General features: G+C 65.2%; 21 protein-coding genes. 8 read left to right on the forward strand and 13 right to left on the reverse strand.

What is annotated here, in order from left to right; genetic code table 11:
* Positions 1-29: 29 nt before the first annotated feature.
* Positions 30-317, reverse strand: a complete 288-nt coding sequence (locus E8E91_RS00900; RefSeq protein WP_271470231.1) for a PA4642 family protein — start codon at positions 315-317, stop codon at positions 30-32.
* A gap of 64 nt (positions 318-381) precedes the next feature.
* Positions 382-870, reverse strand: a complete 489-nt coding sequence (locus E8E91_RS00905) for a hypothetical protein (RefSeq protein WP_271470232.1) — start codon at positions 868-870, stop codon at positions 382-384.
* A 129-nt stretch (positions 871-999) separates the two neighbouring features.
* Between E8E91_RS00905 and dauA the strand changes: the two genes are divergently transcribed.
* On the forward strand, positions 1,000-2,754 hold the full coding sequence (dauA, locus tag E8E91_RS00910) for a C4-dicarboxylic acid transporter DauA (RefSeq protein ID WP_280374216.1): 1,755 nt from the start codon (positions 1,000-1,002) through the stop codon (positions 2,752-2,754).
* Here dauA and E8E91_RS00915 read toward each other — a convergent pair.
* Together E8E91_RS00915 and E8E91_RS00920 are read right to left on the reverse strand one after the other, a co-directional pair.
* Entirely contained in the window at positions 2,721-3,194 is a 474-nt protein-coding gene (locus E8E91_RS00915; protein ID WP_280374217.1) for a WbuC family cupin fold metalloprotein, read from the reverse strand. The genes dauA and E8E91_RS00915 overlap by 34 nt on opposite strands.
* 3 nt (positions 3,195-3,197) lie before the next feature.
* Positions 3,198-3,755 (reverse strand): hypoxanthine-guanine phosphoribosyltransferase, encoded by a 558-nt coding sequence (locus tag E8E91_RS00920; RefSeq protein ID WP_280374218.1) that lies wholly within the window; start codon positions 3,753-3,755, stop codon positions 3,198-3,200.
* Between the two features lie 279 nt (positions 3,756-4,034).
* Here E8E91_RS00920 and upp point away from each other — a divergent pair, with 279 nt between their 5' ends.
* A complete protein-coding gene (gene upp / locus E8E91_RS00925) occupies positions 4,035-4,673 on the forward strand; it encodes a uracil phosphoribosyltransferase (protein WP_028629936.1) in 639 nt (212 codons plus the stop codon).
* Between the two features lie 3 nt (positions 4,674-4,676).
* Positions 4,677-5,954, forward strand: a complete 1,278-nt coding sequence (locus E8E91_RS00930; RefSeq protein ID WP_280374219.1) for a uracil-xanthine permease family protein — start codon at positions 4,677-4,679, stop codon at positions 5,952-5,954.
* A 148-nt stretch (positions 5,955-6,102) separates the two neighbouring features.
* Here E8E91_RS00930 and E8E91_RS00935 read toward each other — a convergent pair whose 3' ends face one another.
* The 3 genes from E8E91_RS00935 to E8E91_RS00945 form a co-directional block, all read right to left on the reverse strand.
* A complete protein-coding gene (locus E8E91_RS00935; RefSeq protein WP_280374220.1) occupies positions 6,103-7,470 on the reverse strand; it encodes an MFS transporter in 1,368 nt (455 codons plus the stop codon).
* Positions 7,471-7,681: 211 nt separating this feature from the next.
* The gene (gene hemH, locus E8E91_RS00940; RefSeq protein WP_280374221.1) at positions 7,682-8,710 is read right to left on the reverse strand and encodes a ferrochelatase; all 1,029 of its coding nucleotides are present in this window, start codon (positions 8,708-8,710) and stop codon (positions 7,682-7,684) included.
* Positions 8,710-9,618 carry a TIGR01777 family oxidoreductase gene (locus tag E8E91_RS00945; protein ID WP_280374222.1) on the reverse strand — a complete coding sequence of 303 codons (909 nt, stop codon included), beginning with the start codon at positions 9,616-9,618 and terminating at the stop codon, positions 8,710-8,712. Before E8E91_RS00945 ends, hemH begins: the two co-directional genes overlap by 1 nt.
* A 197-nt stretch (positions 9,619-9,815) precedes the next feature.
* Here E8E91_RS00945 and E8E91_RS00950 point away from each other — a divergent pair, with 197 nt between their 5' ends.
* The 4 genes from E8E91_RS00950 (at position 9,816) to phrB (ending at position 14,339) form a co-directional block, all read left to right on the forward strand.
* Positions 9,816-10,799, forward strand: coding sequence for an NAD(P)/FAD-dependent oxidoreductase (locus E8E91_RS00950; RefSeq protein ID WP_280374223.1), 984 nt, complete (start codon positions 9,816-9,818; stop codon positions 10,797-10,799).
* Between the two features lie 206 nt (positions 10,800-11,005).
* A complete protein-coding gene (locus E8E91_RS00955) occupies positions 11,006-11,974 on the forward strand; it encodes a DUF523 and DUF1722 domain-containing protein (protein ID WP_280374224.1) in 969 nt (322 codons plus the stop codon).
* Positions 11,975-12,024: 50 nt separating this feature from the next.
* Positions 12,025-12,897 carry a MerR family transcriptional regulator gene (locus tag E8E91_RS00960; RefSeq protein WP_280374274.1) on the forward strand — a complete coding sequence of 291 codons (873 nt, stop codon included), beginning with the start codon at positions 12,025-12,027 and terminating at the stop codon, positions 12,895-12,897.
* Positions 12,898-12,908: 11 nt separating this feature from the next.
* Positions 12,909-14,339, forward strand: a complete 1,431-nt coding sequence (gene phrB, locus E8E91_RS00965; protein ID WP_280374225.1) for a deoxyribodipyrimidine photo-lyase — start codon at positions 12,909-12,911, stop codon at positions 14,337-14,339.
* Positions 14,340-14,423: 84 nt separating this feature from the next.
* Here phrB and E8E91_RS00970 read toward each other — a convergent pair whose 3' ends face one another.
* The 6 genes from E8E91_RS00970 to hemA form a co-directional block, all read right to left on the reverse strand.
* Positions 14,424-14,939 carry an acyloxyacyl hydrolase gene (locus tag E8E91_RS00970; RefSeq protein WP_280374226.1) on the reverse strand — a complete coding sequence of 172 codons (516 nt, stop codon included), beginning with the start codon at positions 14,937-14,939 and terminating at the stop codon, positions 14,424-14,426.
* A gap of 102 nt (positions 14,940-15,041) precedes the next feature.
* The gene (gene murI, locus E8E91_RS00975) at positions 15,042-15,836 is read right to left on the reverse strand and encodes a glutamate racemase (RefSeq protein WP_280374227.1); all 795 of its coding nucleotides are present in this window, start codon (positions 15,834-15,836) and stop codon (positions 15,042-15,044) included.
* Positions 15,829-16,584 carry a molybdopterin-synthase adenylyltransferase MoeB gene (locus E8E91_RS00980; RefSeq protein ID WP_280367633.1) on the reverse strand — a complete coding sequence of 252 codons (756 nt, stop codon included), beginning with the start codon at positions 16,582-16,584 and terminating at the stop codon, positions 15,829-15,831. Before E8E91_RS00980 ends, murI begins: the two co-directional genes overlap by 8 nt.
* Positions 16,578-17,408: a peptide chain release factor N(5)-glutamine methyltransferase gene (gene prmC, locus E8E91_RS00985; protein ID WP_280374228.1), complete on the reverse strand. Its 831-nt coding sequence runs from the start codon at positions 17,406-17,408 to the stop codon at positions 16,578-16,580. Before prmC ends, E8E91_RS00980 begins: the two co-directional genes overlap by 7 nt.
* Position 17,409: 1 nt before the next feature.
* Positions 17,410-18,492, reverse strand: coding sequence for a peptide chain release factor 1 (gene prfA, locus E8E91_RS00990; RefSeq protein ID WP_280374229.1), 1,083 nt, complete (start codon positions 18,490-18,492; stop codon positions 17,410-17,412).
* Positions 18,489-19,763, reverse strand: a complete 1,275-nt coding sequence (gene hemA / locus E8E91_RS00995; protein WP_280374230.1) for a glutamyl-tRNA reductase — start codon at positions 19,761-19,763, stop codon at positions 18,489-18,491. Before hemA ends, prfA begins: the two co-directional genes overlap by 4 nt.
* A 185-nt stretch (positions 19,764-19,948) precedes the next feature.
* Here hemA and E8E91_RS01000 point away from each other — a divergent pair, with 185 nt between their 5' ends.
* A complete protein-coding gene (locus E8E91_RS01000) occupies positions 19,949-21,679 on the forward strand; it encodes a tetratricopeptide repeat protein (RefSeq protein ID WP_280374231.1) in 1,731 nt (576 codons plus the stop codon).
* Positions 21,680-21,681: the final 2 nt, after the last annotated feature.

The following is a 21,681-nucleotide window of genomic DNA, read 5'->3' on the forward strand; positions in this document are numbered from 1 at the left end:
TAAGCGGGCTCTTCAACAGCGCAAAGGGATCAGCCGCGCGCGGCCTTGATCACCTCGATGTACGGCTCGGCCATGCGCTGATCCTGGATCAGGGCGATGAAGTCGTTGCCGTTTTCATCCTTGGCGTTGAGGTCGTAACCGGCCTCGATGAAGAAGCCGACGAAGCGCTCGAAGTCGTCGATACGCAGGCCGCGATAGGCCTTGATCAGCTTGTGCAGCGAAGGCGGCGTGGAGTCGGCCGGCTCGACCGTGAGGAACAGCTTGATCGAGTCATCGGAGATTTCTTCGCCAATCACCTGCTTCTTGTCTTTACGCATCGCTCACATCTCTCGGGCCGGGTATCTCGGGGGCGGGCAGTTTACCCCCGCCCGGCCCTCACGCTCAACGCAGGCGTACCGCACCGCTGTGCAGGTCGGCCCAGACATGGCCATTGGGATAGCTGAGGAACTGGCAGTAGACCGGCCCGTTGCGCAGCAGATCGAGTACCGCCGCGTACTGCGCCATCGGGTAGTTCAGGCTGAGGATACGGGTCTGCGGGTCGTAGCCGGGCTTCTTCAGGCTCTTGCCTTCGCCGTCGAACTGGATCACCACCTGTCGCACGTCGGCGCCCTTGCTCAACGGTTTGCCCTTCAGCCGCACCACTGCGGGCGAGGTGATGGGAATCGGTTGCTGGTTGGACTGGCGCTGGCTACCCAGCACTACCGCGTACTCGGTGATCTGGATCAGCTGTTGCAACTCGGGCTGTTCCTGGCGCAGCGACAGGTCGTCCGGTGGCAGGAACTGGGCATGCATGGGGGCGTTTTCAGCGGCGCCTGCGGGCAGGCAGAGGATCAGCAGGAGAGCAGCGCCAAAGCGCAGGGGGGCGGACATCGAAAGCTCCAACAGCGAGGGAGCGCAGCACTCTAGCACGGCCCCGGGGCGCTCTGGCATACGACTCAGGTCAGTCCTGCACACCGCCGCTAAGCCCTATACTCGGCGGGTTGCCGCGAAGGAGCCGCCATGTCCGCATACCTCCCCCCTGTTTTCGCCGCCCTGCACCAATCCCTGCGCGAGGGCTACAGTCTGGCGAACCTGCGTGGCGACCTGGCCGCCGGGGTGACCGTCGGCATCATCGCCATCCCCCTGGCCATGGCGCTGGCCATCGCCGTCGGCGTGGCCCCGCAGCATGGCCTCTACACGGTGCTGCTGGCGGCACCGCTGATCGCCCTCACCGGCGGTTCGCGCTTCAACATTTCCGGCCCCACGGCGGCCTTCGTGGTGATCCTGCTGCCCATCACCCAGCAGTTCGGCCTCGGCGGCCTGCTGCTCTGCACGTTGATGGCGGGGCTGATCCTCATTGCCATGGGCCTCGCGCGGCTAGGGCGGCTGATCCAGTTCATCCCCTATCCGGTGACGCTCGGCTTCACCGCCGGCATCGGCATCGTCATCGCCACCCTGCAGATCAAGGATCTGCTCGGCCTGCAGTTGGCCCAGACTCCGCAGAACTACGTGGACCAGTTGTACCTGCTGGCCCAGGCGCTGCCGACCACACACCTGGGCGATACCCTGGTGGCCATTGCCTGCTTCGCAGTGCTGGTGATCTGGCCACGCCTGGTACCCAAGGTGCCGGGCCACCTGGTGGCGCTGGCCCTCGGCGCACTGCTCGGCCTGATGCTGGAGGTGCTGGGCCTGCCCGTGGCCACCCTGGGTGAACGCTTCAGTTATGTGGTCGACGGCGTCAGCCATCCCGGTATCCCACCCTTCCTGCCCACCTTCGCCTGGCCCTGGCAGCTACCGGGACCGGACGGCCAGCCACTGGGCCTGTCGTTCGAGCTGATCCGCCAGCTGCTGGCACCGGCCTTCGCCATCGCCATGCTCGGCGCCATCGAGTCGCTGCTCTGCGCCGTGGTGGCCGACGGCATGGCAGGCACCCGGCACGACCCCAATGCCGAACTGCTCGGGCAGGGCCTGGGCAACCTGGTCGCTCCGCTGTTCGGCGGCATCACCGCCACCGCCGCCATTGCTCGCAGTGCCGCCAACGTACGCGCCGGGGCCCGTTCGCCCATCGCCGCCATCATCCACGCCGGCGTAGTGCTGCTGGCCATGCTGCTGCTCGCACCGCTGTTCAGCTACCTGCCGATGGCGGCCCTGGCGGCGCTGCTGCTGATGGTGGCCTGGAACATGAGCGAGGCTCGGCACGTGGTGCACACCCTGCGCATCGCACCGCGCAACGATGTGCTGGTCCTGCTCACCTGCCTGGTGCTGACGGTGCTGTTCGACATGGTGCTGGCGGTGGGGGTCGGCCTGTTGCTGGCGGCCGGCCTGTTCATCAAGCGCATGAGCGACCTGACCGACGCCGCGCCCCTGCCCCGCCACTTCCATGAGGCGCTGAGCGAGCTGCCTGAGCAGGTGCTGGCCTACGCCATTCGCGGGCCGCTGTTTTTCGGCGCGGCGGAAAAGGCCCTGAGCGTGCTACGCCGCTTCAATCCGGAGGTGAAGGTGGTGATCGTCGAGATGAGTGCCGTGCCCATGCTGGACATGACGGCGCTGGCGGCACTGGAAAACCTGCTGCACGACTACGGCCGACAGGGCGTCGGCCTGGTGCTGGTGGGTACGTCACCCCGGGTGCGGCTGAAGCTGCGCCGCGCCGGCGTGCATCGGGAGACGGGCCGATTGGCCTACGTGAAAACCCTGGAACAGGCTCGCGCCAAGGCGTTGCGATGGCTGGAGCCTGACGAGTCTCAGTTGAACAGCGAGGTCATCCAGGCCAGGTAATCCGCCACGCCCGCTTCACCCTCGCGGGGTGACCAGGCGGGCAATTCACCTTCGCCCACCGGACGATAAGGGCCCGCCTTGCATTCGAACAAGATGGTGTCCGGTTCCAGCACCACCAGCGCGTGGAATACCCCCGGCGGCACGTCGACGCCAACGCAGTCACCACCTGCCACGAGTTCACGCTGGTCGATCACCTTGCCGTCTTCGTCGAAGATCAACAGGCCCAGGCGTCCCTTGATCACCAGCAGGCTTTCCGCCTTGTCGGCGGACAGGTGACGGTGCGGCGGGATGTAGGTTCCGGGTTGCAGCCCCACCGCCATGCGATGGCAGGGCTCTTCCATGGCGTGGAAGTTGTGGTGCTGGCGTTTGCGCGGGCTCGCCGCTGACTTCTCGGCCAGTTCAGCGAACAAGGCCTGATCGAGGAAACGCGGCGAGCTCATGGCTTAGAGTCCCTTGACCGCGAAGATGCCCGCGGCGTTGCGCCAGTAGCCCTTGTAGTCCATGCCGTAGCCGAAGATGTAGCGGTCTACGCAGGGCAGGCCCACGTAGTTGGCCTTCAGGTCCGGGCGGGCCTTGCGGTCGTGGGTCTTGTCGATCAGCACGGCGGTGTGCACGTTGGCGGCGCCCGCGTGTTTGCAGAAGTCGATGATGGCGGCCAGGGTGTGCCCCTCGTCGAGGATGTCGTCAATGATCAGGACATCGCGGTCGATGAAGGAAATTTCCGGCTTGGCCTTCCAGAACAGCTCGCCGCCGCTGGTTTCATTGCGGTAGCGGGTGGCGTGCAGGTAGGACAGCTCCAGCGGGAAGTCCAGCTTGGGCAGCAGCTTGCCGGCGAAGATCAGGCCGCCGTTCATGACGCAGAAAACCACCGGGTTGCGCTCGGCCAGTTCGCCATTGATGGCTTCGGCGACCTGGGAGATGGCGGCCTCGACCTGGGCGTCGGTGTACAGGCAATCGGCTTCGGCCATCACCTGGCGGATGTGTGCGAGATCGGCGGACATGGCAATTCCTCTGGATTCAGCGGGGAACATGCGCGGTTCCCGGTTAAAACTTGAACAGGTCGTCAAGATAAAAGTCGGCAAAGGTACTCATCCGCCTGCCCCTGAGCAAGCCCCGACGGACGAGCGTCGACCATACTGCAGCAGGCTGCTGCCGCGTGTGACAGTTCCTTGCGTGACCGCGACATCAGTGCCCCGGACCCACCAGTCAGTGCAGCACAGCCTGTAATCAATGGATTAAGCTAACGCAATTTTTTTGCCAGCCCGCCGGAGAATCTTCCCATGCCCATCCGTGAGATCCGCCATCCGCTGATCCGCCACAAGCTCGGCCTGATGCGTCGCGCCGACATCAGCACCAAGAACTTCCGCGAACTGGCACAGGAAGTCGGCGCCCTGCTGACTTACGAAGCGACCAATGACCTGCCCCTGGAAAACTACGAAATCCAGGGCTGGGCCGGCACCGTGCAGGTCGAGAAGATTGCCGGCAAGAAGATCACCGTGGTGCCCATCCTGCGCGCCGGTATCGGCATGCTCGACGGCGTGCTCAGCCTGATCCCCGGCGCCAAGGTCAGCGCCGTGGGCGTGGCCCGCAACGAAGAAACCCTGGAAGCCCACACCTACCTGGAAAAACTAGCGCCGGAGATCGACGAGCGCCTGGCGCTGATCATCGACCCGATGCTCGCCACCGGCGGTTCCATGGTCGCCACCATCGACCTGCTCAAGCGCGCCGGCTGCAAGGAAATCCGCGCCATGGTGCTGGTCGCCGCGCCGGAAGGCATCAAGGTGGTCAACGATGCCCACCCGGACGTGATGATCTTCACTGCGTCCATCGATCAGAAGCTCAACGAGCACGGCTACATCATTCCGGGCCTCGGGGATGCCGGCGACAAGATCTTCGGCACCAAGCAGAAGGAAAACTGATCGATGAGCGACGAATTCAAGGACCCGCTCTGGCGCCAGGTCATCTCCGGCGCGCAGATGCTCTTCGTGGCTTTCGGCGCCCTGGTGCTGATGCCGCTGATCACTGGACTGGACCCGAACGTAGCGCTCTTCACCGCAGGCCTCGGCACCCTGCTGTTCCAGCTGGTCACCGGCCGCCAGGTGCCGGTGTTCCTGGCTTCCAGCTTCGCCTTCATCACCCCGATCATCCTCGCCAAGGGCCAGTTCGGCCTGGCCGCGACCATGGGCGGCGTGGTGGCGGCTGGCTTCGTCTACACCTTCCTTGGCCTTGCGGTGAAGATCAAAGGCACCGGCTTCATCGACCGTCTGCTGCCGCCGGTGGTGATCGGCCCCGTGGTGATCTCCATCGGCCTGGCCATGGCCCCCATCGCCGCCAACATGGCCATGGGCAAGGGCGGTGACGGCGCCGAGCTGATCCCCTACGCCACCGCCATGTGGATCTCCATGCCGGCGCTGCTGACTACCCTGATCGTCGCCGTATTCGGCAAGGGCATCTTCCGCCTGGTGCCGATCATCTCCGGCGTGGTCGTCGGCTTCGCCCTGTCCTTCTGGTTCGGCGTGGTGGATACCGCGAAGATCGCCGCCGCCCCCTGGCTGGAACTGCCGAACTTCACCGCCCCCGAGTTCAACCTGCAGGCCATCCTGTTCATTGTCCCGGTGGCGCTGGCCCCGGCCATCGAACACATCGGCGGCGTGATTGCCGTGGGCAGCGTGACCGGCCGCAATTACCTGAAAACGCCCGGCCTGCACCGCACCCTGCTGGGTGACGGCCTGGCCACTTCGGCCGCTGGCCTGTTCGGCGGCCCGCCGAACACCACCTATGCCGAAGTGACCGGCGCGGTGATGCTGACCAAGAACTACAACCCGAAGATCATGACCTGGGCCGCCGCCTTCGCCATCGGCCTGGCCTTCATCGGCAAGTTCGGCGCCATCCTGCAGAGCATCCCGGTTCCGGTCATGGGCGGCATCCTCTGCCTGCTGTTCGGCTCCATCGCTGCGGTAGGCCTGAACACCATGATCCGCCACCAGGTGGACCTGGCCGAAGCCCGCAACCTGGTGATCGTTTCCGTGACCCTGGTATTCGGCATCGGCGGCATGCTGGTGGGCACCGGCACCGGCCAGGACGACTTCGGCCTGAAGGGCATCGCCCTTTGCGCCATCGTCGCCATCGCGCTGAACCTGATCCTTCCGGGGCACCAGACCTGGAAGCATCAAAGCGCGGACGACGCGCCGCATATCTGACCTGCTGAATTGTAAAAGCCCCGCATCTGCGGGGCTTTTACATAGAGCTTTGCCGTTCAGGGATTCCCGTAGGATGGGTAGAGCGGAGCGAAACCCATTAAGTCGGAGTGATGGGTTTCGTTCCTCGCGGAACGCCGCCCGCCCCATCCTACGTGGAGGGTTGTGCCTCGCGGAGCATGCTGTCGTCCTGTGACTCCATCCCCCACTGCTGCAACCGCTTGAGGCTTTCACGATAGGGTTTGAGCCCGGCCCACAGCAGCAGCACCGAGCTGGCCACCGCAATGGTGGTAACGATCACCAGCGAATAGCGCAGGGCCTTGTCGTCAGCGAATACATAGTCGGTCACCAAGGCGACTGCGGTGGGACCGAAGCCCAGGCCGATCAGGGTGATGACGAACAGGTAGATGGCCGAAGCCTGGCCGCGCATGGCGTTGGGCATGATCTCCTGGATCGCCGCCGGCGCCACACCGAAGGGCATGCTCAGGCAGAACACCGTGGGCGCCATCAGTACCGTGACCCAGAACGAATCGTCCAGCAGCGGAAACAGCACCACCAGCGGCAGCGCGCCCAAAGCGGCGAACAGGCCGACACGCATGTTGGCATCGGTCCGGCCGTGCTTGGCCATCCAGTCCGCCAGGCGCCCGCCGAAGACGATGCCGAGGCAACCGAACACCGCCACCAGGCTGCCGTAGATCACACCGACCTGGCCGGCATCCCAGCCATGTGTGCGGATATAGAAGGTGGGAATCCAGGCTGCACTGCCGTAGCCGGCGAAGGCCAGGCCGGCGAAACCGAAGTTATGGCAGATCACGGTGCGCCGGTTGCTGCGCAGGTAGCGGCCAACCTCGGCGAGGGGCACCACTACGCCGGCACCGACACCACGTCGTTGCGGCTCACGCACCGCCAGCATCAGCAGGGTGAAGAGCGCGCCAGCGGCGCCGAGGGCCAGGAAGATCAGTTGCCAGGGTCGTACCTCACCCAGCACCGGCAGATGCACATCGCCCTGCGCCGAGGCGAATTTGATCACCAATCCGCCCAGCAGGAAGGCCAGCCCGGAGCCGAGATAAACGCCCATGGAATAGACGCTGATGGCCGTGGCGCGACGCTCCTTGGGAAAGCTGTCGGCGATCAACGAATAGGCCGCCGGCGACAGCGCCGCCTCACCCACGCCGACACCGATGCGGCAGAGCAGGAATTGCCAGTAGAGCCTGGCCATGCCGCAGGCGGCGGTGGCGGCGCTCCAGAACAGCACCCCCACGGCGATCAGTCCACGCCGGCTACGGGTATCGGCCAGGCGCCCGAGCGGGATGCCGCAGACCGTATAGAAAAGCGCGAAGGAGAGGCCCATCAGCAGACTCATCTGCGTATCGCTGATGACCAGGTCGCGGCGGATGGGCTCCACCAGCAGGTTGAGGATCTGCCTGTCGATGAAGGACAGCACGTACGCCACCATCAGGATGGCGACGGTGGTCCAGGCACTCAGACTCGAGGGATAGCCGTTGTTCTTGTTCTGCACTGGGCTCTCCTCGGCGCCGCCGGTGCGGCGCACGACGGTGGAAGGGAGATTCCAGCTTAGGTGGCCATGGACGGCCTGAATACCGAGGAAGGCGCCATATAGGCGGGCTGAATGCGATCCGTGCCCTTCGGCTAATGACTACCTCAGGAGGAGATCGTAGGAGCGAGCTCTGCTCGCGATGGAGCACCGGCTCACTCCTACATGGAAGGGCTCAGAGAGGCCGCACCGCGGTTTCGCACAGTTTCACCAGGGCCGATACCCACTGCGGATGGCTGTTCATGCAGGGCACCAGCACCAGCTCCTGGCCACCGGCTTCCTGGAACTGTTCGCTGCCGCGCTGGCCGATCTCCTCCAGGGTCTCGATGCAGTCGGCAACGAAGGCCGGGCACATCACCAGCAGCTTCTTCACGCCCTGCTTCGCCAGCTCATCCAGACGAGTTTCGGTATAGGGCTCGATCCACTTGTCCTTGCCCAGGCGCGACTGGAAGGACACCGACCATTGGCCAGGCTGCAGGCCCGCGCGCTCGGCGAAGGCTTCCGCAGTGCGCTGGCACTGGCTGCGGTAGCAGACCGCAAGGACCTCGTCGCTGACGCCCCGGCTGTCCGGAGCACGCAGGTCGTGCTGCGGATCGATGTCCTTCACCAGCTTGCGGATGTGCCGCTCGGGCAGGCCGTGGAAGCTCAGCAGCAGATGGTCGAAGCCCTGGTCCAGGTAAGGCTTGGCGCTGGCCACCAGGGCATCCAGGTAATCCGCTTCGGCGAAGAAAGGGGGCAGCACCGATACCTCCAGCTTCAGGCCTTGTTCGCGGATCACCCGGCGAGCTTCTTCGATAGCCGTGGTGGTGGTGCTGTCGGCGAACTGTGGATAAAGCGGCGCCAGGGTCACGCGTTTGACGCCCTGCGCAGCCAACTTGCGCAACGCGCTTTCGATAGAGGGTTGGCCGTAGCGCATCGCCAGCTCCACCGGACCATGGGGCCAATGGGGAGCGATGGCGTCCTGCAACTCACGGCTGAGCACGATCAGCGGCGAGCCTTCCGGCCACCAGATGGACGAATAGGCGTGAGCCGACTGCGCCGGGCGCTTGATCAGGATCAGCGAGACCAGCAGACGCCGGAGCGGCCAGGGCAGGTCAACCACATAAGGGTCCATGAGGAACTGGTTGAGGTAGCTCCGTACATCCTCCACCTTGGTGGAAGCCGGGGACCCCAGGTTGACCAACAACAGCGCGTGATCAGTCATCAAACATCCTTAGGCTTCAGCAGGTCGCCGAGCGCCATGTCCAGATCGGTGAATGCAAAGGTGAAACCCGCCGCCCTCAGGCGGGACGGAACCGCGCGCTGGCCCCCCAGCAACAGGCCGGACAGCTCGCCCAGCAGCAGGCGCAGGACGAAGGCCGGCGCCGGCATGAAGGCCGGTCGCCCCAGCGCGCGCCCGAGGCTACGGGCGAAGTCGCGGTTGCGGACCGGTTGCGGCGAGCACGCATTATAAGGACCGCGCGCATCGGTCCGCCGCAAGAGAAAATCCATCAGGGCGATTTGGTCATGCAGGTGCACCCAGGGCATCCACTGGCGGCCGTTGCCGAGCGGGCCGCCCAGCCCCAGCCGGAAAGGCGGCACCAGACGTTTGAGGAAACCGCCATCGTGCGCCAGCACCAGACCGGTGCGTACCAGCACCACGCGGATGCCAAGGGCTTCGGCCCGTTGCGCAGTCTCTTCCCAGGCCACGCAGAGCTGACTGGCAAAGTCATCGGTAATGGGCGCGGAGTCTTCGGTCAGCTCCCGCTCGCCCCCATCGCCGTACCAGCCAACCGCCGAGCCGTTGAGCAGCACCTGCGGCATCTGGTCGCGCTTTCCCAGCCACTCCAGGAGCTGCTCCGTGAGCGTGATGCGACTGCCCCAGAGTTGTGCCTTGCGCTTGTTGCTCCAGGGCCGTTCGGCAATGGGTTCGCCGGCCAGATTGATGACGGCGTCCAGCGGTTCTTCGCCATAGTCGGAAAACTGTCCGATACCACGCACCGTACGACCGCACAGGCTGGCCACGCTCTGCGGCCGGCGACTCAGCACGGTAAGCTGATGCCCATCCGCCAGCCAGCGTTGACAGAGTGCCCGACCGATCAGACCAGTACCGCCGGTCAGCAATATGTGCATGGCATCCTCCTCGCATGGCGCTAAGTGCGGATATCGCCCTAGTCTGGTTTATGACGTTCCGACGTGCCCCGGATCGGGCCACGCACCGTCAGAAATTCAGAAGTCCGCGATTGGAACCGATCAACCTGTACAGCGCTTGAAAGTTGTACAGGTCTTGTCTAAAGCGTAGCCTGAAGCCATAGGTAACGAGGTAGACCATGACTGCACCTATCGCCATCATCGGTACCGGTATTGCCGGCCTCTCCGCGGCCCAGGCGCTACATGCGGCTGGGCAGAACGTAGAGCTCTTCGACAAGAGCCGCGGCAGTGGCGGACGCATGGCCAGCAAGCGCAGCGACGCCGGTTCCCTGGACCTTGGCGCGCAATACTTCACTGCCCGCGACCGCCGCTTCGCCGAAGTGGTGCAGCAATGGCGCGACCGGGGCTGGGTGGCCGAGTGGTCGCCAAGCCTCTACAACTTCAGCGAAGGTCGCCTGCTGCCCTCCCCTGACGAGCAGATCCGCTGGGTCGGCACGCCGCGCATGAGCGCCATCACCCGCGCCCTGCTCGGCGCCCTGCCGGTGAACTTCGGCTGCCGCATCACTGAAGTCTTCCGTGGCGAGCGCCACTGGGGCCTGCAGGATGCCGAGGGCCTCAGCCACGGTCCGTTCAGCCATGTGATAGTCGCCACCCCGGCGCCCCAGGCCACCGCCCTGCTGGCTGCCGCGCCCAAGCTGGCCGGCGCTGCCGCAAGCGTCGCCATGGACCCTACCTGGGCCGTGGCCATGGGCTTCAGCGAACCGCTGGATACTCGCGTCGAAGGTTGCTTCCTGCAGGACAGCGCCCTGGAGTGGGTCGCCCGCAATCGCTCCAAGCCCGGCCGCGAATCCAGCCTGGATACCTGGGTCCTGCATGCCACCAACGCCTGGAGCAAGCAGCACCTGGACCTGCCCAAGGAGACCGTGATCGAACACCTCCACGGTGCCTTCGCCGAAACCATCGGCTGCGCCGTGCCGGCCCCGAACTTCAGCCTGGCCCATCGCTGGCTCTACGCCCGGCCCAGCCAGGCGCACCAGTGGGGCGCCCTCGCCGATGCCGACCTCGGCCTCTATGCCTGTGGCGACTGGTGCCTGTCCGGTCGGGTGGAAGGTGCCTGGCTCAGTGGCCAGGAGGCTGCCCGTCGCCTGCTGGAACACCTGTAACCGCTATCCGCCTGGCACGAAATCCCGCTCTCGAAATGGACGGCCCTTTGGCCGTCCATTTGCGTTTAACGCCTCCACTCCACCTCAGCCGCCCCTCCTGTCCAGAACTTGTACAAGCCATTTGACTTGTACAAGTTTGACTCTATGATTTCCATAAACCTATACACGAATCGATCGTTGTATAACTCCTGTCCAGGCATCCCACCATGTTCATGCCGTTCGAGCTGCAGCAGCGCCCCAAACTGGGCATCAGTGCCTGCCTTCTCGGCGACCCTGTGCGCTACAACGGCGGACACAAGGAGTCGCGACTGTGCAGCCATAGCCTGGCGAATCACTTCGATTTCGTTCCCCTTTGCCCGGAAATGGCCATCGGTCTGGGCGTCCCCCGCGAGACCATCCGCCTGGTAGGCGAACCGGCCGCCCCACGTGCGATGGGCGGTCCCCAACGCAAGCAGGACCACACAGAGGCATTGGCCGAGTTCGGCGAGATCATGGCCGGGCAGCTCGCCGATATCAGCGGCTACATATTCATGCAGAAGTCGCCTTCCTGCGGACTGGAACGGGTCAGGGTCTATCAGGCCGACGGCCACGGCATCGACAGTGGCGGCCGAGGTATTTTCGCCAGTGCGTTCTGCGCCCGGCACCCGGACCTTCCGGTCGAAGAAGACGGCCGCCTCCACGACCCGGTACTGCGGGAGAACTTCCTCACTCGTGTCTACGCCCATGCGCAGTGGCAGCAGCTGTGCAACGAGGGCCTGACGTACAAGGCGATCATCGCCTTCCACTCCCGCTACAAGTACCAGCTGATGGCCCACGATCCGCTGCAGTACAAGGCTCTCGGCCGCTTGCTCGGCAGCCTCGGCGAATATCCTGCGGAGGAGATCGGTCCGCGCTACTTCTCGCGGCTGATGGCAGCCCTGAAGAAGTGCGCCACCCGCGGCACCCACAGCAATGTGCTGCAGCACCTCAGCGGCTACCTCAAGGCTCACTTAAGCCGCGCCGAGAAGGCAGAGCTCCAGCGCCTGATCGAGCAATACCGCACTGGCGTGATTCCTCTGGTGGTGCCGATCACCCTGCTCAAGCATCACTTCAACGGCCACCCGGATCGCTACATCGCCCAGCAGGCCTACCTGCAGCCACATCCGGAAGAACTCAGTCTGCGCAACGCCCTCTAGCCATGGACACGCCGAACGACACCCCACGGACGAACGACTACCAGGCCGCCATGGGCCGGGGCCTGTTGCCTATCCGCGAGGTGGCGCGCCAGACCGGCGTCAATCCGGTGACCCTGCGCGCGTGGGAACGTCGTTACGCCCTGGTGGTGCCACTGCGCACCGGCAAGGGTCACCGCCTTTACAGTCGGGAGGATGTGGCGCGCATCCGCCTGATCCTCGCCTGGCTGGACCGCGGTGTCGCCGTCAGCCAGGTCAAGGCCCTGCTCAAGGACCAGGCAGTGCCCGCCACCATCGACGCGTCCCCCTGGGAAGAACAGCGCCAGCACCTCCAGGAAGCCATCGGCAACCTCGCCGAACGTCAGCTCGACGAGCGCTTCAACGCCGCCGTGGCGCTCTATCCACCGCAAACCATCTACCTCCAGTTGCTGCGCCCCCTGCTGGAAGCCCTGGAGCAGCGCTGGCGTGGTCAATTCGGCGGTCAACTGGAGCGTGTGTTCCTGCACTCCTGGCTGCGCACCAAGCTCGGCGCACGCCTCTACCACAACAACCGCCAGCACAGCGGGGCGCCGATACTGTTGATCAACCTCTCGGAGCTGCCCATGGAGCCTGGCCTCTGGCTCACCGCATGGCTTGTCAGCAGCACCGATTGCGCGGTTGAAGTCTTCGACTGGCCGATCCCCGCTAGCGAACTGCCCCTTGCCGTGGCGCGCATCCGGCCACGCGCCCTGCTGCTCTATTCCAGCCAGCCACTCGGCCCCGGCCAGTTGCCCCGTCTGCTGGCCGGCCACCCCTGCCCTTGCCTGCTGGGCGGCCCCGCTGCGGCCATCCACCAGGCCGAACTCGACTCCAGCGCCATCGCGGCCGAAGGCCCATTGGACGTCCTGCAAGCCCTTTCCGACCTGGGCTTGCTGCACAAACACTAAAGGAACACGCCATGCGCCAACTCATGTGGTTCCGTACCGACCTGCGCGTTCGGGACAACACTGCCCTGCACGCTGCCCTGACCACCGGTCCGACCATCGCCCTCTACCTCATCAGCCCCGGCCAGTGGCGAGCCCATGACGATGCGCCGGCCAAGGTGGACTTCTGGCTGCGCAACCTGGCGGAGCTGGCCTGGGCGCTGGATCGGCTGAACGTGCCGTTGCTGATCCGCCAGGCCGATACCTGGGCCGATGCTGCGGAGGTGGTGCGCAACCTCTGCCATGAACTCGATGTCGGCGCGGTGCAGGTCAACGAGGAATATGGCGTCAACGAAACCCGACGCGATCGAGCAGTGGCCGAACGTCTGGCAGCGGACGGCATCGTCCTGCGCAGCCACCTCGACCAGTTGTTCTTCCGCCCCGGCAGCGTGCTGACCCAGTCCGGGAGCTACTTCCAGGTCTACAGCCAGTTCCGCAAGGTCTGCTACCAGCGCCTGCACACCGCCCTGCCAAGCTGCCTGCCACCGCCCACGGCGCAGGAGGATCTGGACATCCCCAGCGACGAACTGCCCGCCGCGGTGGATGGTTTTCCCGTTCCGCCGGAAAGCCTGCGCCAGCTCTGGCCGGCTGGCGAAGAGGCGGCCCTGGAGCGATTGGAGACCTTCGCCCTCGAAGAACTCTGGTGCTATGAAGAGCGCCGCGACTTCCCGGCCCAGCCCGGCACCAGCCAGCTCTCGCCCTACCTCGCCGCCGGCGTGCTCTCTCCCCGCCAGTGCCTGCACGCGGCGCTTCGCAACAACCAGGGAGAGTTCGATAGCGGCAGCCCGGGCGTTGTCTGCTGGATCAACGAATTGCTCTGGCGCGAGTTCTACAAGCACATCCTGGTCGGATTTCCCCGCGTCTCGCAGCACCGCCCCTTCCGCCGGGAAACGGAAGCCCTGGCCTGGCGCAAGGCCCCGGAGGAACTGGAAGCCTGGCAACAGGGGCGCACCGGCATCCCCATCGTCGACGCCGCCATGCGCCAGTTGCTGGCCACCGGCTGGATGCATAACCGCCTGCGCATGGTGGTGGCCATGTTCCTCACCAAGAACCTGTTGATCGACTGGCGCGAGGGCGAGCGCTGGTTCATGCGCCATCTCATCGACGGCGACCTCGCGGCGAACAATGGCGGTTGGCAGTGGAGTGCGTCCACCGGCACCGATGCGGCGCCCTACTTCCGCATCTTCAATCCGGTCAGCCAGTCGCAGAGGTTCGACCCGGACGGGCACTTCCTGTGCCATTGGCTGCCGGAACTGGCGCATCTGGACAAGCGAGATATCCACAACCCGGCCGGGCTCGGCGGCCTGTTCGGCGTGGAGGACTACCCAGCGCCGCTGGTGGACCTCTCCGCGAGCCGCGAGCGGGCATTGGCGGCCTTCAGGAATCTGGCGGAACGGGAAGTGTGACGAGCCCGCGCACGTCGATGAACCTCAATCTGTGGGCAATAAAAAACCGGGCATCTGGCCCGGTTTTCTTGCTGCGGTTTCGCCTCAGAAGGACAGGCGATAGTGCAGGCTGTAGGTCTCGACGCCGTCGTTCGGCTGCTTGATGCCGGCGTTGGAGTAGTGCAGAGCGCGTACGCCGACTTCCTGGTTGGCGAAGCGCAGGCCCAGGCCCAGGCGGTCCTCGAACTGGAAGGAAGTGGCCAGGTCGTTGTCTTCCAGGTCGGTGTCCGAGAACAGCGCCACGCCGATACCGGCTTCGATGTAGGGCTTCACGGTTTCGCCAGCGAATTCGTAAACGAATACCGGGGAGAAGGAAACGCTGTGGTTGCTGGCCGTCTCGTCGCCGTCCCAGTAGCTATAAGCGGCGTCCCAGTAACCGGTCACGCGACCCACGTCGCTCTGGAACCAGCTGCTGGAGAAATCGAATTGGGTGCCCAGGCGATAGACCATGGTGGATTCACCGGTCTGACCGATATCCAGGGAAACGTCCGCAGCCTGCGCGGAAACGATCTGACCCAGAGAAATGGCTGCTGCTGCGGCCCAGCAGAAAAGCTTCTTCATGAAAACAATCCTTTTTCTGAAGTGCTGACAGAATTCGTTAATACCTGACCGCGATTATAGATAGCTTTTTAATCGGGGAAAGATATCCAGCAGAGCTTTCTGTCAGTTTGGGAACTTGTCCACCCGGGCAGACTCACCCCACAGCACTGGCAGGATTTCCTGCATCGCCGCCGGATCACCGCTGGACCAGAAACGGCAGGGCTCTGCCGGTCCCTCTGCCAGCAACTCGCCGGCCTCCAGCAAGCGCTGCACTTGGCGCGCTACCGCGGCGCCCGTATCGATCAGGCTGATCGAGTCCGGCACCATCTGGTGCAACAGCGGACGCAGGAAGGGGTAGTGGGTGCAGCCGAGGATCAGGGTATCGCAGCCCTCGGCCAGCAATGGCTGGACATAACCCGACAGCAGGGAATGCGTCTCCGGCCCCATCAGGTCGCCTGCCTCGATGCGTTCCACCAGGCCCGGGCAGGGCTGGGTGATCACTCGCACATCCCCGGCAAAGCGATCCAGCAACGCTGCGAACTTGGCGCTCTTCAGCGTGCCGGTGGTTGCCAGCACACCCACCACGCCACTGCGGGTAGCGGCGGCAGCAGGCTTGACCGCTGGCTCCATGCCGACGATGGGCAGCTGTGGATAACACTCGCGCAAGTCAGCCACCGCGGCGACTGTAGCGGTGTTGCAAGCCAGCACCAGCGCTTTGGCGCCCCGCTCGAGCAGGAACTCTGCGATGCGGTGGCTGCGTTCGCGGATGAAATCGGCGCTCTTCTCGCCATAGGGAACGTGGCCGCTGTCAGCAACGTAGAGCAGCGACTCGTCGGGCAGCAGGGAGCGGATTTCCCGCAGGACGGAAAGACCGCCGACGCCCGAGTCGAAGACTCCGATCGCGGCGGCTTCAGGCATGCCGCGCCCCGCAGACTTCGCAGGCCGGGTCGCGCTTGACCCGCAGCTCGCGGAAACGGCTGCCCAGGGCGTCCACCAGCAGCAGACGGCCCACCATGGGCTCACCAAAGCCGGCGATCAGCTTCAGGGCTTCCAGGGCCTGCAGGCTGCCGACCAAGCCCACCAGCGGGCCGACCACGCCGGCTTCGCTGCAGGTCAGTTCGGCTTCGCTGCCGTGGCCATAGAGGCAGTGGTAGCAGGGGCTGTCGTCACGGCGCGGGTCGAACACCGAAAGCTGGCCTTCGAGGCGGATGGCCGCGCCGGATACCAGCGGCTTGCCAGCTGCCACGCACGCCGCGTTGACCGCCTCGCGGGTACCGAAGTTGTCGGTGCAATCCAGCACCAGATCGACCGCTGCCACGGCGGCGGCCAGTGAGTCTTCGTCCAGCGCGCGGGCGTGCGGCACCAGGCGCACGTCCGGGTTCAGTGCCGAAAGGCGTGCCATGGCCGAATCCACCTTGCTCTGCCCGACGCTGTTGCTGTCGTGGACGATCTGCCGCTGCAGGTTGGTCAGGTCGACGGTGTCGAAGTCCGCCAGGTGCAACTCACCGACGCCGGCTGCGGCCAGATAGAGGGAAACCGGCGAGCCGAGGCCGCCGAGGCCGACGATCAGGACGCGCCCCTGCTTCAGGCGCAGCTGGCCGTCGACATCGATCTGCGGCAGGAGGATCTGCCGGCTGTAGCGAAGGAGTTCCTGATCACTCAGCATGGCCATTGCCCCAGGGAGATACGTTCATGACCGCCCAGGTCGCGACGGCTTTCCACCTGCTGGAAGCCCTGGCGTTCCAGCAGATCACGTACGGCCGGGGCCTGATCGAAGCCATGTTCCAGCAATAGCCAGCCGCCGGACAACAGGTGCCGTGGCGCGTTCTGAATGATTTGCCGGATGTCGTCCAGTCCATCGGCGCCGGCCACCAGCGCACTGGTGGGCTCGAAGCGCACATCACCCTCGACCAGGTGCGGGTCCTGGGCGCGAATGTACGGGGGATTGCTGACGATCATCGCAAAGCGTTGCTCGCCCAGTGCGGAGAACCAGTGGCTTTCCACGAACCGGGCATTGTTCAGTTTCAGTCGCGCGCGGTTGCGCTCGGCCAATTTCACGGCGGCAGCAATGCGATCGACACCGGTGATCTTCCAGCCCAGGCGCTCACAGGCCAGGGCCAGGGCGATGGCGCCGGTGCCGGTACCCAGGTCGAGCACCTCGGCCGGATTCGCGGGCAGCAGCGCCAGGGCGGTTTCCACCAGCAGTTCGGTGTCCGGGCGCGGGATCAGGGTGTCCGGCGCCACCTCCAGGTCAAGGCTCCAGAAACCCTGGTGACCGAGGATGTAGGCCACCGGCTCGCCGCCGCGGCGACGTTCCAGGTAACTGGCGTAGCGCTCGGCCACTTCGCTGGAAACCACGCGCTCCGGCCAGGTATGCAGAAAGCTGCGCGGCTTGCCGAGGGCGGCGGCCAGCAGCAATTCGGCGTCCAGGCGCGGGGTGGGCGAGTCCGGCAGGCGGGCTTCGCCGAGGAGGCTGGCGATGATGGTCACGTCAGTCTCCCAGGGCCGCCAGTTGGTCCGCCTGGTACTCGGCGAGCAGCGGCTCGATCACCGCTTCCACGCCACCGGCCATGATGTCGTCCAGCGCGTAGAGGGTGAGGTTGATGCGATGGTCGGTGACCCGGCCCTGCGGATAGTTGTAGGTGCGGATACGCTCGGAGCGGTCGCCGGAGCCCACCAGTAAACGGCGGGTGTCAGACATTTCCTTGTGGGCGGCGGCTTCCTGCTGGTCGTTCAGCTTCGCGGCCAACCAGGCCAGCGCCTTGGCTCGGTTCTTGTGCTGGGAACGCTCTTCCTGGCACTCGACCACGATGCCCGACGGGATGTGGGTGATACGCACCGCCGAGTCGGTCTTGTTCACATGCTGGCCACCAGCGCCGGAAGCGCGGTAGGTATCGACGCGCAGGTCGGCCGGGTTGATCTCGATGGCGGCCTGTTCATCCGGCTCCGGCAGCACGGCAACGGTGCAGGCAGAGGTATGGATGCGGCCCTGGGATTCGGTTTCCGGAACCCGCTGAACCCGGTGCGCGCCGGACTCGAACTTGAGCTTGGCGTAGACGTTGTCGCCTTCGACACGGGCGATCACTTCCTTGTAGCCGCCGTGCTCACCCTCGTTTTCAGAGAGGATCTCGACACGCCAGCCCTGGCGCTCGGCATAGCGGGAATACATGCGGAACAGGTCGCCGGAGAAGATTGCCGCCTCGTCGCCACCGGTGCCGGCACGGACTTCCAGGAACACGTTGCGGCCGTCATTGGGGTCCTTGGGCAGCAGCATGCGCTGCAGGCGGTCTTCCAGATCGACCAGTTGCTCGCGAGCCTGGACCACTTCTTCCTCGGCCATTTCGCGCAGGTCGGGGTCGCTGTCCTTGAGCAGCGCCTGGGCGCCTTCGAGATCGCCCTGGACCTTGCAGAATTCGCGGAACGCGAGGATCACAGGCTCGACCTCGGCAAACTCCTTCGAGTAAGCACGGAACTTGCCCTGGTCACTGATGACTTCGGCATCGCCGAGCAGGGCGGTGAGTTCCTCGTAGCGGTCCTGGAGGAGGTCGAGCTTGTTCAGCAGGGAAGCTTTCATTGCGAACTTTTATCCGAGCCCTCGTCGAGGGCGAAGAGTTCCTGGGCCACGGCAAGCGCGTCGAAGCGACCGTCGGCGGAGAGTTTCTTCAGCTGCACGCTGGGGGCGTGCAGCAGCTTGTTGGTCAGGCCACGGGCCAATTGGGCCAGCACTTCGTCGGCCGCGGTGCCGTTCTGCAGCAGGCGCTGGGCCTTGGCGACCTCTTCATCACGCAGACGCTCGGCCTGCTGGCGATAGGCACGCAGCACGTCGACTGCCGCCAGCTCGCGCAGGCGCTGCATGAAGTCCTCGACGCCGGCGCCCACCAGCTCTTCGGCGGCCTGGGCCGCGCCCTGGCGGCTCTTGAGGTTTTCCGCGACCACCTCGTGCAGGTCGTCCACGGTATAGAGGTAGACGTCGTCCAACTCGCCCACTTCGGGCTCGATGTCACGCGGGACGGCGATGTCGACCATGAAGATCGGCTTGTGCCGGCGCTGTTTCAGCGCGCGTTCCACCGCACCCTTGCCGAGGATCGGCAGCTGGCTGGCGGTGGAGCTGATCACGATATCGCTGTTGACCAGTTCCTGAGGCATGTCGGCCAGCAGCACGGCGTGGGCACCGAACTCTTCGGCCAGCAGGCTGGCGCGCTCCAGGGTGCGGTTGGCGACCACGATGCGCTTCACGCCCTGCTCATGCAGGTGGCGGGCGACCAGGGTGATGGTTTCGCCGGCGCCGATCAGCAGTGCCTGGCTGCGGTGCAAGTCGGAGAAGATCTGTCGGGCCAGGCTGACAGCGGCGAAGGCCACGGAAACCGGGTTCTCGCCGATGGCGGTGTCGGTGCGCACGGTCTTGGCGGTGCTGAAGGTGGCCTGGAACAGGCGGCCGAGCAGCGGGCCGACGGTACCGGCCTCGCGCGCCACGGCGTAGGCGGACTTCATCTGGCCGAGGATCTGAGGCTCGCCGAGGACCATGGAATCCAACCCGGATGCGACGCGCATCATGTGACGGACGGCAGCATCATCCTGATGCACGTAGGCACAGGCGCGCAGTTCTTCCAGGCTCAGGTTGTGATAGCCGGCCAGCCAGGCAAGCACTTCATCGGCGCTGGGATGATCCTGCTCCAGGTACAACTCGCTGCGGTTGCAGGTGGAGAGGATGGCCGCCTCGCGACTGGGCGTGATGCGACACAGCTGCTGCAGGGCCTCCACCAACTGCTCGGGAGTGAAGGCCACACGTTCGCGGACGTCCACCGAAGCGGTCTTGTGGTTGATACCAAGAGCAATGAAGGCCATGCAGGGTCGCTAATAGAAACGGGAGGGCGCGCAATTGTCCTACTTCACCCGAACGACGACAACCACCGATGATAATTGTCTGGCCGAACAGGTTTTCCCCAGCCGCAGGTTAGGCCCCGCCCCATGTGCTAGCCTGACGGCTTGTGTCATGATGAACCACTCGCTGGTTAGTCGCCTTCCTTCCTATGAATAGATCCCTCGCGTTGCTGACCGCCCTCCTGTTCCTCGGCGGCTGTCAGAGCTTGACCCACAAGTCCCCGGACGGCGCCCCGCCGATCGAGGAAGGCAACCAGGCCTCCACGCCCGCCAAGCCTGAGGTCTATGGCTCGTTCAACCGCGAAACCCTCTATGCCCTGCTCGCCGCCGAACTGGCCGGGCAGCGCAACCGCTTCGACATCGCCCTCGGCAACTATGTGCAGCAGGCCAATGCGACTCAGGACCCGGCCGTAGCCGAGCGCGCCTTCCGCATCGCCGAGTACCTGGGCGCCGACCAGGCAGCCCTGGATACCGCGCTGATCTGGGCGAAGAACGCCCCCGACAACCTCGATGCCCAGCGCGCAGCCGCCGTGCAGCTGGCCCGCGCCGGCCGCTATGACGAAGCCATGGCCTATATGGAGAAGGTGCTCCAGGGCCAGGGCGACACCCATTTCGACTTCCTTGCCCTTTCCGCTGCCGAAACCGACGCAGACACCCGCGCTGGCCTGCTGCAGAGTTTCGACCGCCTGCTGGCCAAGCACCCCGACAACAGCCAGCTGGTATTCGGCAAGGCCGTGCTGTTGCAGCAGGATGGCCGCACCGAAGAAGCCCTCAAGCTGCTCGAAGGGGTGCCCGCCGATGACAAGGAAATCGCCCCGATCCTGCTCCGTGCCCGCCTGCTGCAGGCGCTCAAGCGTGGCGACGAAGCCCTGCCGCTGCTGCAGAAATCCATCAAGCAGCATCCGGACGACAAGCGCCTGCGCCTGACCTACGCCCGCATGCTGGTGGAGCAAGGCCGGCTGGATGAGGCCAAGTCCGAGTTCTCCGGGCTGGTCCAGCAGTTCCCCGATGACGACGACCTGCGCTACTCCCTGGCACTGGTCTGCCTGGAAGGCGAAGCCTGGGACGAAGCCCAGATCTACCTGGAAGAACTGGTGGACCGTGGAAGCCACGTCGACTCCGCCCACTTCAACCTCGGCCACGTCTACGAAAAGCGCGGCGACAAGGAAAGCGCGCTGATCGAGTACGCCCTGGTCGGCCCCGGCAACGACTACCTGCCGGCGCAGATGCGCCAGGTGGACATCCTCCTGGACAGCAGCCGCGCCGACGAGGCTGAAGCCCGACTGGCCAAGGCCCGCGAAACCCAGCCCGACTATGCCATCCAGCTTTATCTGATCGAAGCCGAGAGCCTGGCCGAGCGTCAGCAGCCGGAACGCGCCTGGAAGGTCGTCCACCAGGGCCTGCAACAGTTCCCGGACGACCTCAACCTGCTCTACACCCGCGCCATGTTGGCGGAGAAGCGCAACGACCTGGCCCAGTTGGAGCAGGACCTGCGCTTCATCATCGAGCGCGAGCCGGAAAACGCCATGGCGCTGAACGCCCTCGGCTACACCCTGGCCGACCGCACCACGCGCTACGACGAAGCCAAGAAGCTGGTGGAGCAGGCCCACAAGCTGAACCCGGACGACCCGGCAATCCTCGACAGCCTCGGCTGGGTCAACTACCGCATGGGCAACCTGCCGGAGGCCGAGCGCCTGCTGCGTCAGGCCCTGCAGGAGTTCCCCGACCACGAAGTAGCCGCACACCTGGGCGAAGTGCTGTGGGCCCAGGGCAAGCAGGTCGAAGCCCGCAAGGTCTGGGCCGATGCCCTGCAGAAGCAGCCCGACAGCGCCATCCTCCGAGACACTCTGCAACGCCTGACTGGCTCCGGAAACATCTGATC

Origin of the sequence: Pseudomonas sp. BN515, from assembly GCF_029873155.1 — a bacterium.
Taxonomy (GTDB): domain Bacteria; phylum Pseudomonadota; class Gammaproteobacteria; order Pseudomonadales; family Pseudomonadaceae; genus Metapseudomonas.

Excerpts from the sequence above, each read along its gene's own strand:
- E8E91_RS00900 (WP_271470231.1), bottom strand. The coding sequence starts at position 317 with ATGCGTAAAGACAAGAAGCAGGTGATTGGCGAAGAAATCTCCGATGAC.
- E8E91_RS00905 (WP_271470232.1), bottom strand. The coding sequence starts at position 870 with ATGTCCGCCCCCCTGCGCTTTGGCGCTGCTCTCCTGCTGATCCTCTGC.
- dauA (WP_280374216.1), top strand. The coding sequence starts at position 1,000 with ATGTCCGCATACCTCCCCCCTGTTTTCGCCGCCCTGCACCAATCCCTG.
- E8E91_RS00915 (WP_280374217.1), bottom strand. The coding sequence starts at position 3,194 with ATGAGCTCGCCGCGTTTCCTCGATCAGGCCTTGTTCGCTGAACTGGCC.
- E8E91_RS00920 (WP_280374218.1), bottom strand. The coding sequence starts at position 3,755 with ATGTCCGCCGATCTCGCACACATCCGCCAGGTGATGGCCGAAGCCGAT.
- upp (WP_028629936.1), top strand. The coding sequence starts at position 4,035 with ATGCCCATCCGTGAGATCCGCCATCCGCTGATCCGCCACAAGCTCGGC.
- E8E91_RS00930 (WP_280374219.1), top strand. The coding sequence starts at position 4,677 with ATGAGCGACGAATTCAAGGACCCGCTCTGGCGCCAGGTCATCTCCGGC.
- hemH (WP_280374221.1), bottom strand. The coding sequence starts at position 8,710 with ATGACTGATCACGCGCTGTTGTTGGTCAACCTGGGGTCCCCGGCTTCC.
- E8E91_RS00945 (WP_280374222.1), bottom strand. The coding sequence starts at position 9,618 with ATGCACATATTGCTGACCGGCGGTACTGGTCTGATCGGTCGGGCACTC.
- E8E91_RS00950 (WP_280374223.1), top strand. The coding sequence starts at position 9,816 with ATGACTGCACCTATCGCCATCATCGGTACCGGTATTGCCGGCCTCTCC.
- E8E91_RS00955 (WP_280374224.1), top strand. The coding sequence starts at position 11,006 with ATGTTCATGCCGTTCGAGCTGCAGCAGCGCCCCAAACTGGGCATCAGT.
- E8E91_RS00960 (WP_280374274.1), top strand. The coding sequence starts at position 12,025 with ATGGGCCGGGGCCTGTTGCCTATCCGCGAGGTGGCGCGCCAGACCGGC.
- phrB (WP_280374225.1), top strand. The coding sequence starts at position 12,909 with ATGCGCCAACTCATGTGGTTCCGTACCGACCTGCGCGTTCGGGACAAC.
- E8E91_RS00970 (WP_280374226.1), bottom strand. The coding sequence starts at position 14,939 with ATGAAGAAGCTTTTCTGCTGGGCCGCAGCAGCAGCCATTTCTCTGGGT.
- murI (WP_280374227.1), bottom strand. The coding sequence starts at position 15,836 with ATGCCTGAAGCCGCCGCGATCGGAGTCTTCGACTCGGGCGTCGGCGGT.
- E8E91_RS00980 (WP_280367633.1), bottom strand. The coding sequence starts at position 16,584 with ATGCTGAGTGATCAGGAACTCCTTCGCTACAGCCGGCAGATCCTCCTG.
- prfA (WP_280374229.1), bottom strand. The coding sequence starts at position 18,492 with ATGAAAGCTTCCCTGCTGAACAAGCTCGACCTCCTCCAGGACCGCTAC.
- hemA (WP_280374230.1), bottom strand. The coding sequence starts at position 19,763 with ATGGCCTTCATTGCTCTTGGTATCAACCACAAGACCGCTTCGGTGGAC.
- E8E91_RS01000 (WP_280374231.1), top strand. The coding sequence starts at position 19,949 with ATGAATAGATCCCTCGCGTTGCTGACCGCCCTCCTGTTCCTCGGCGGC.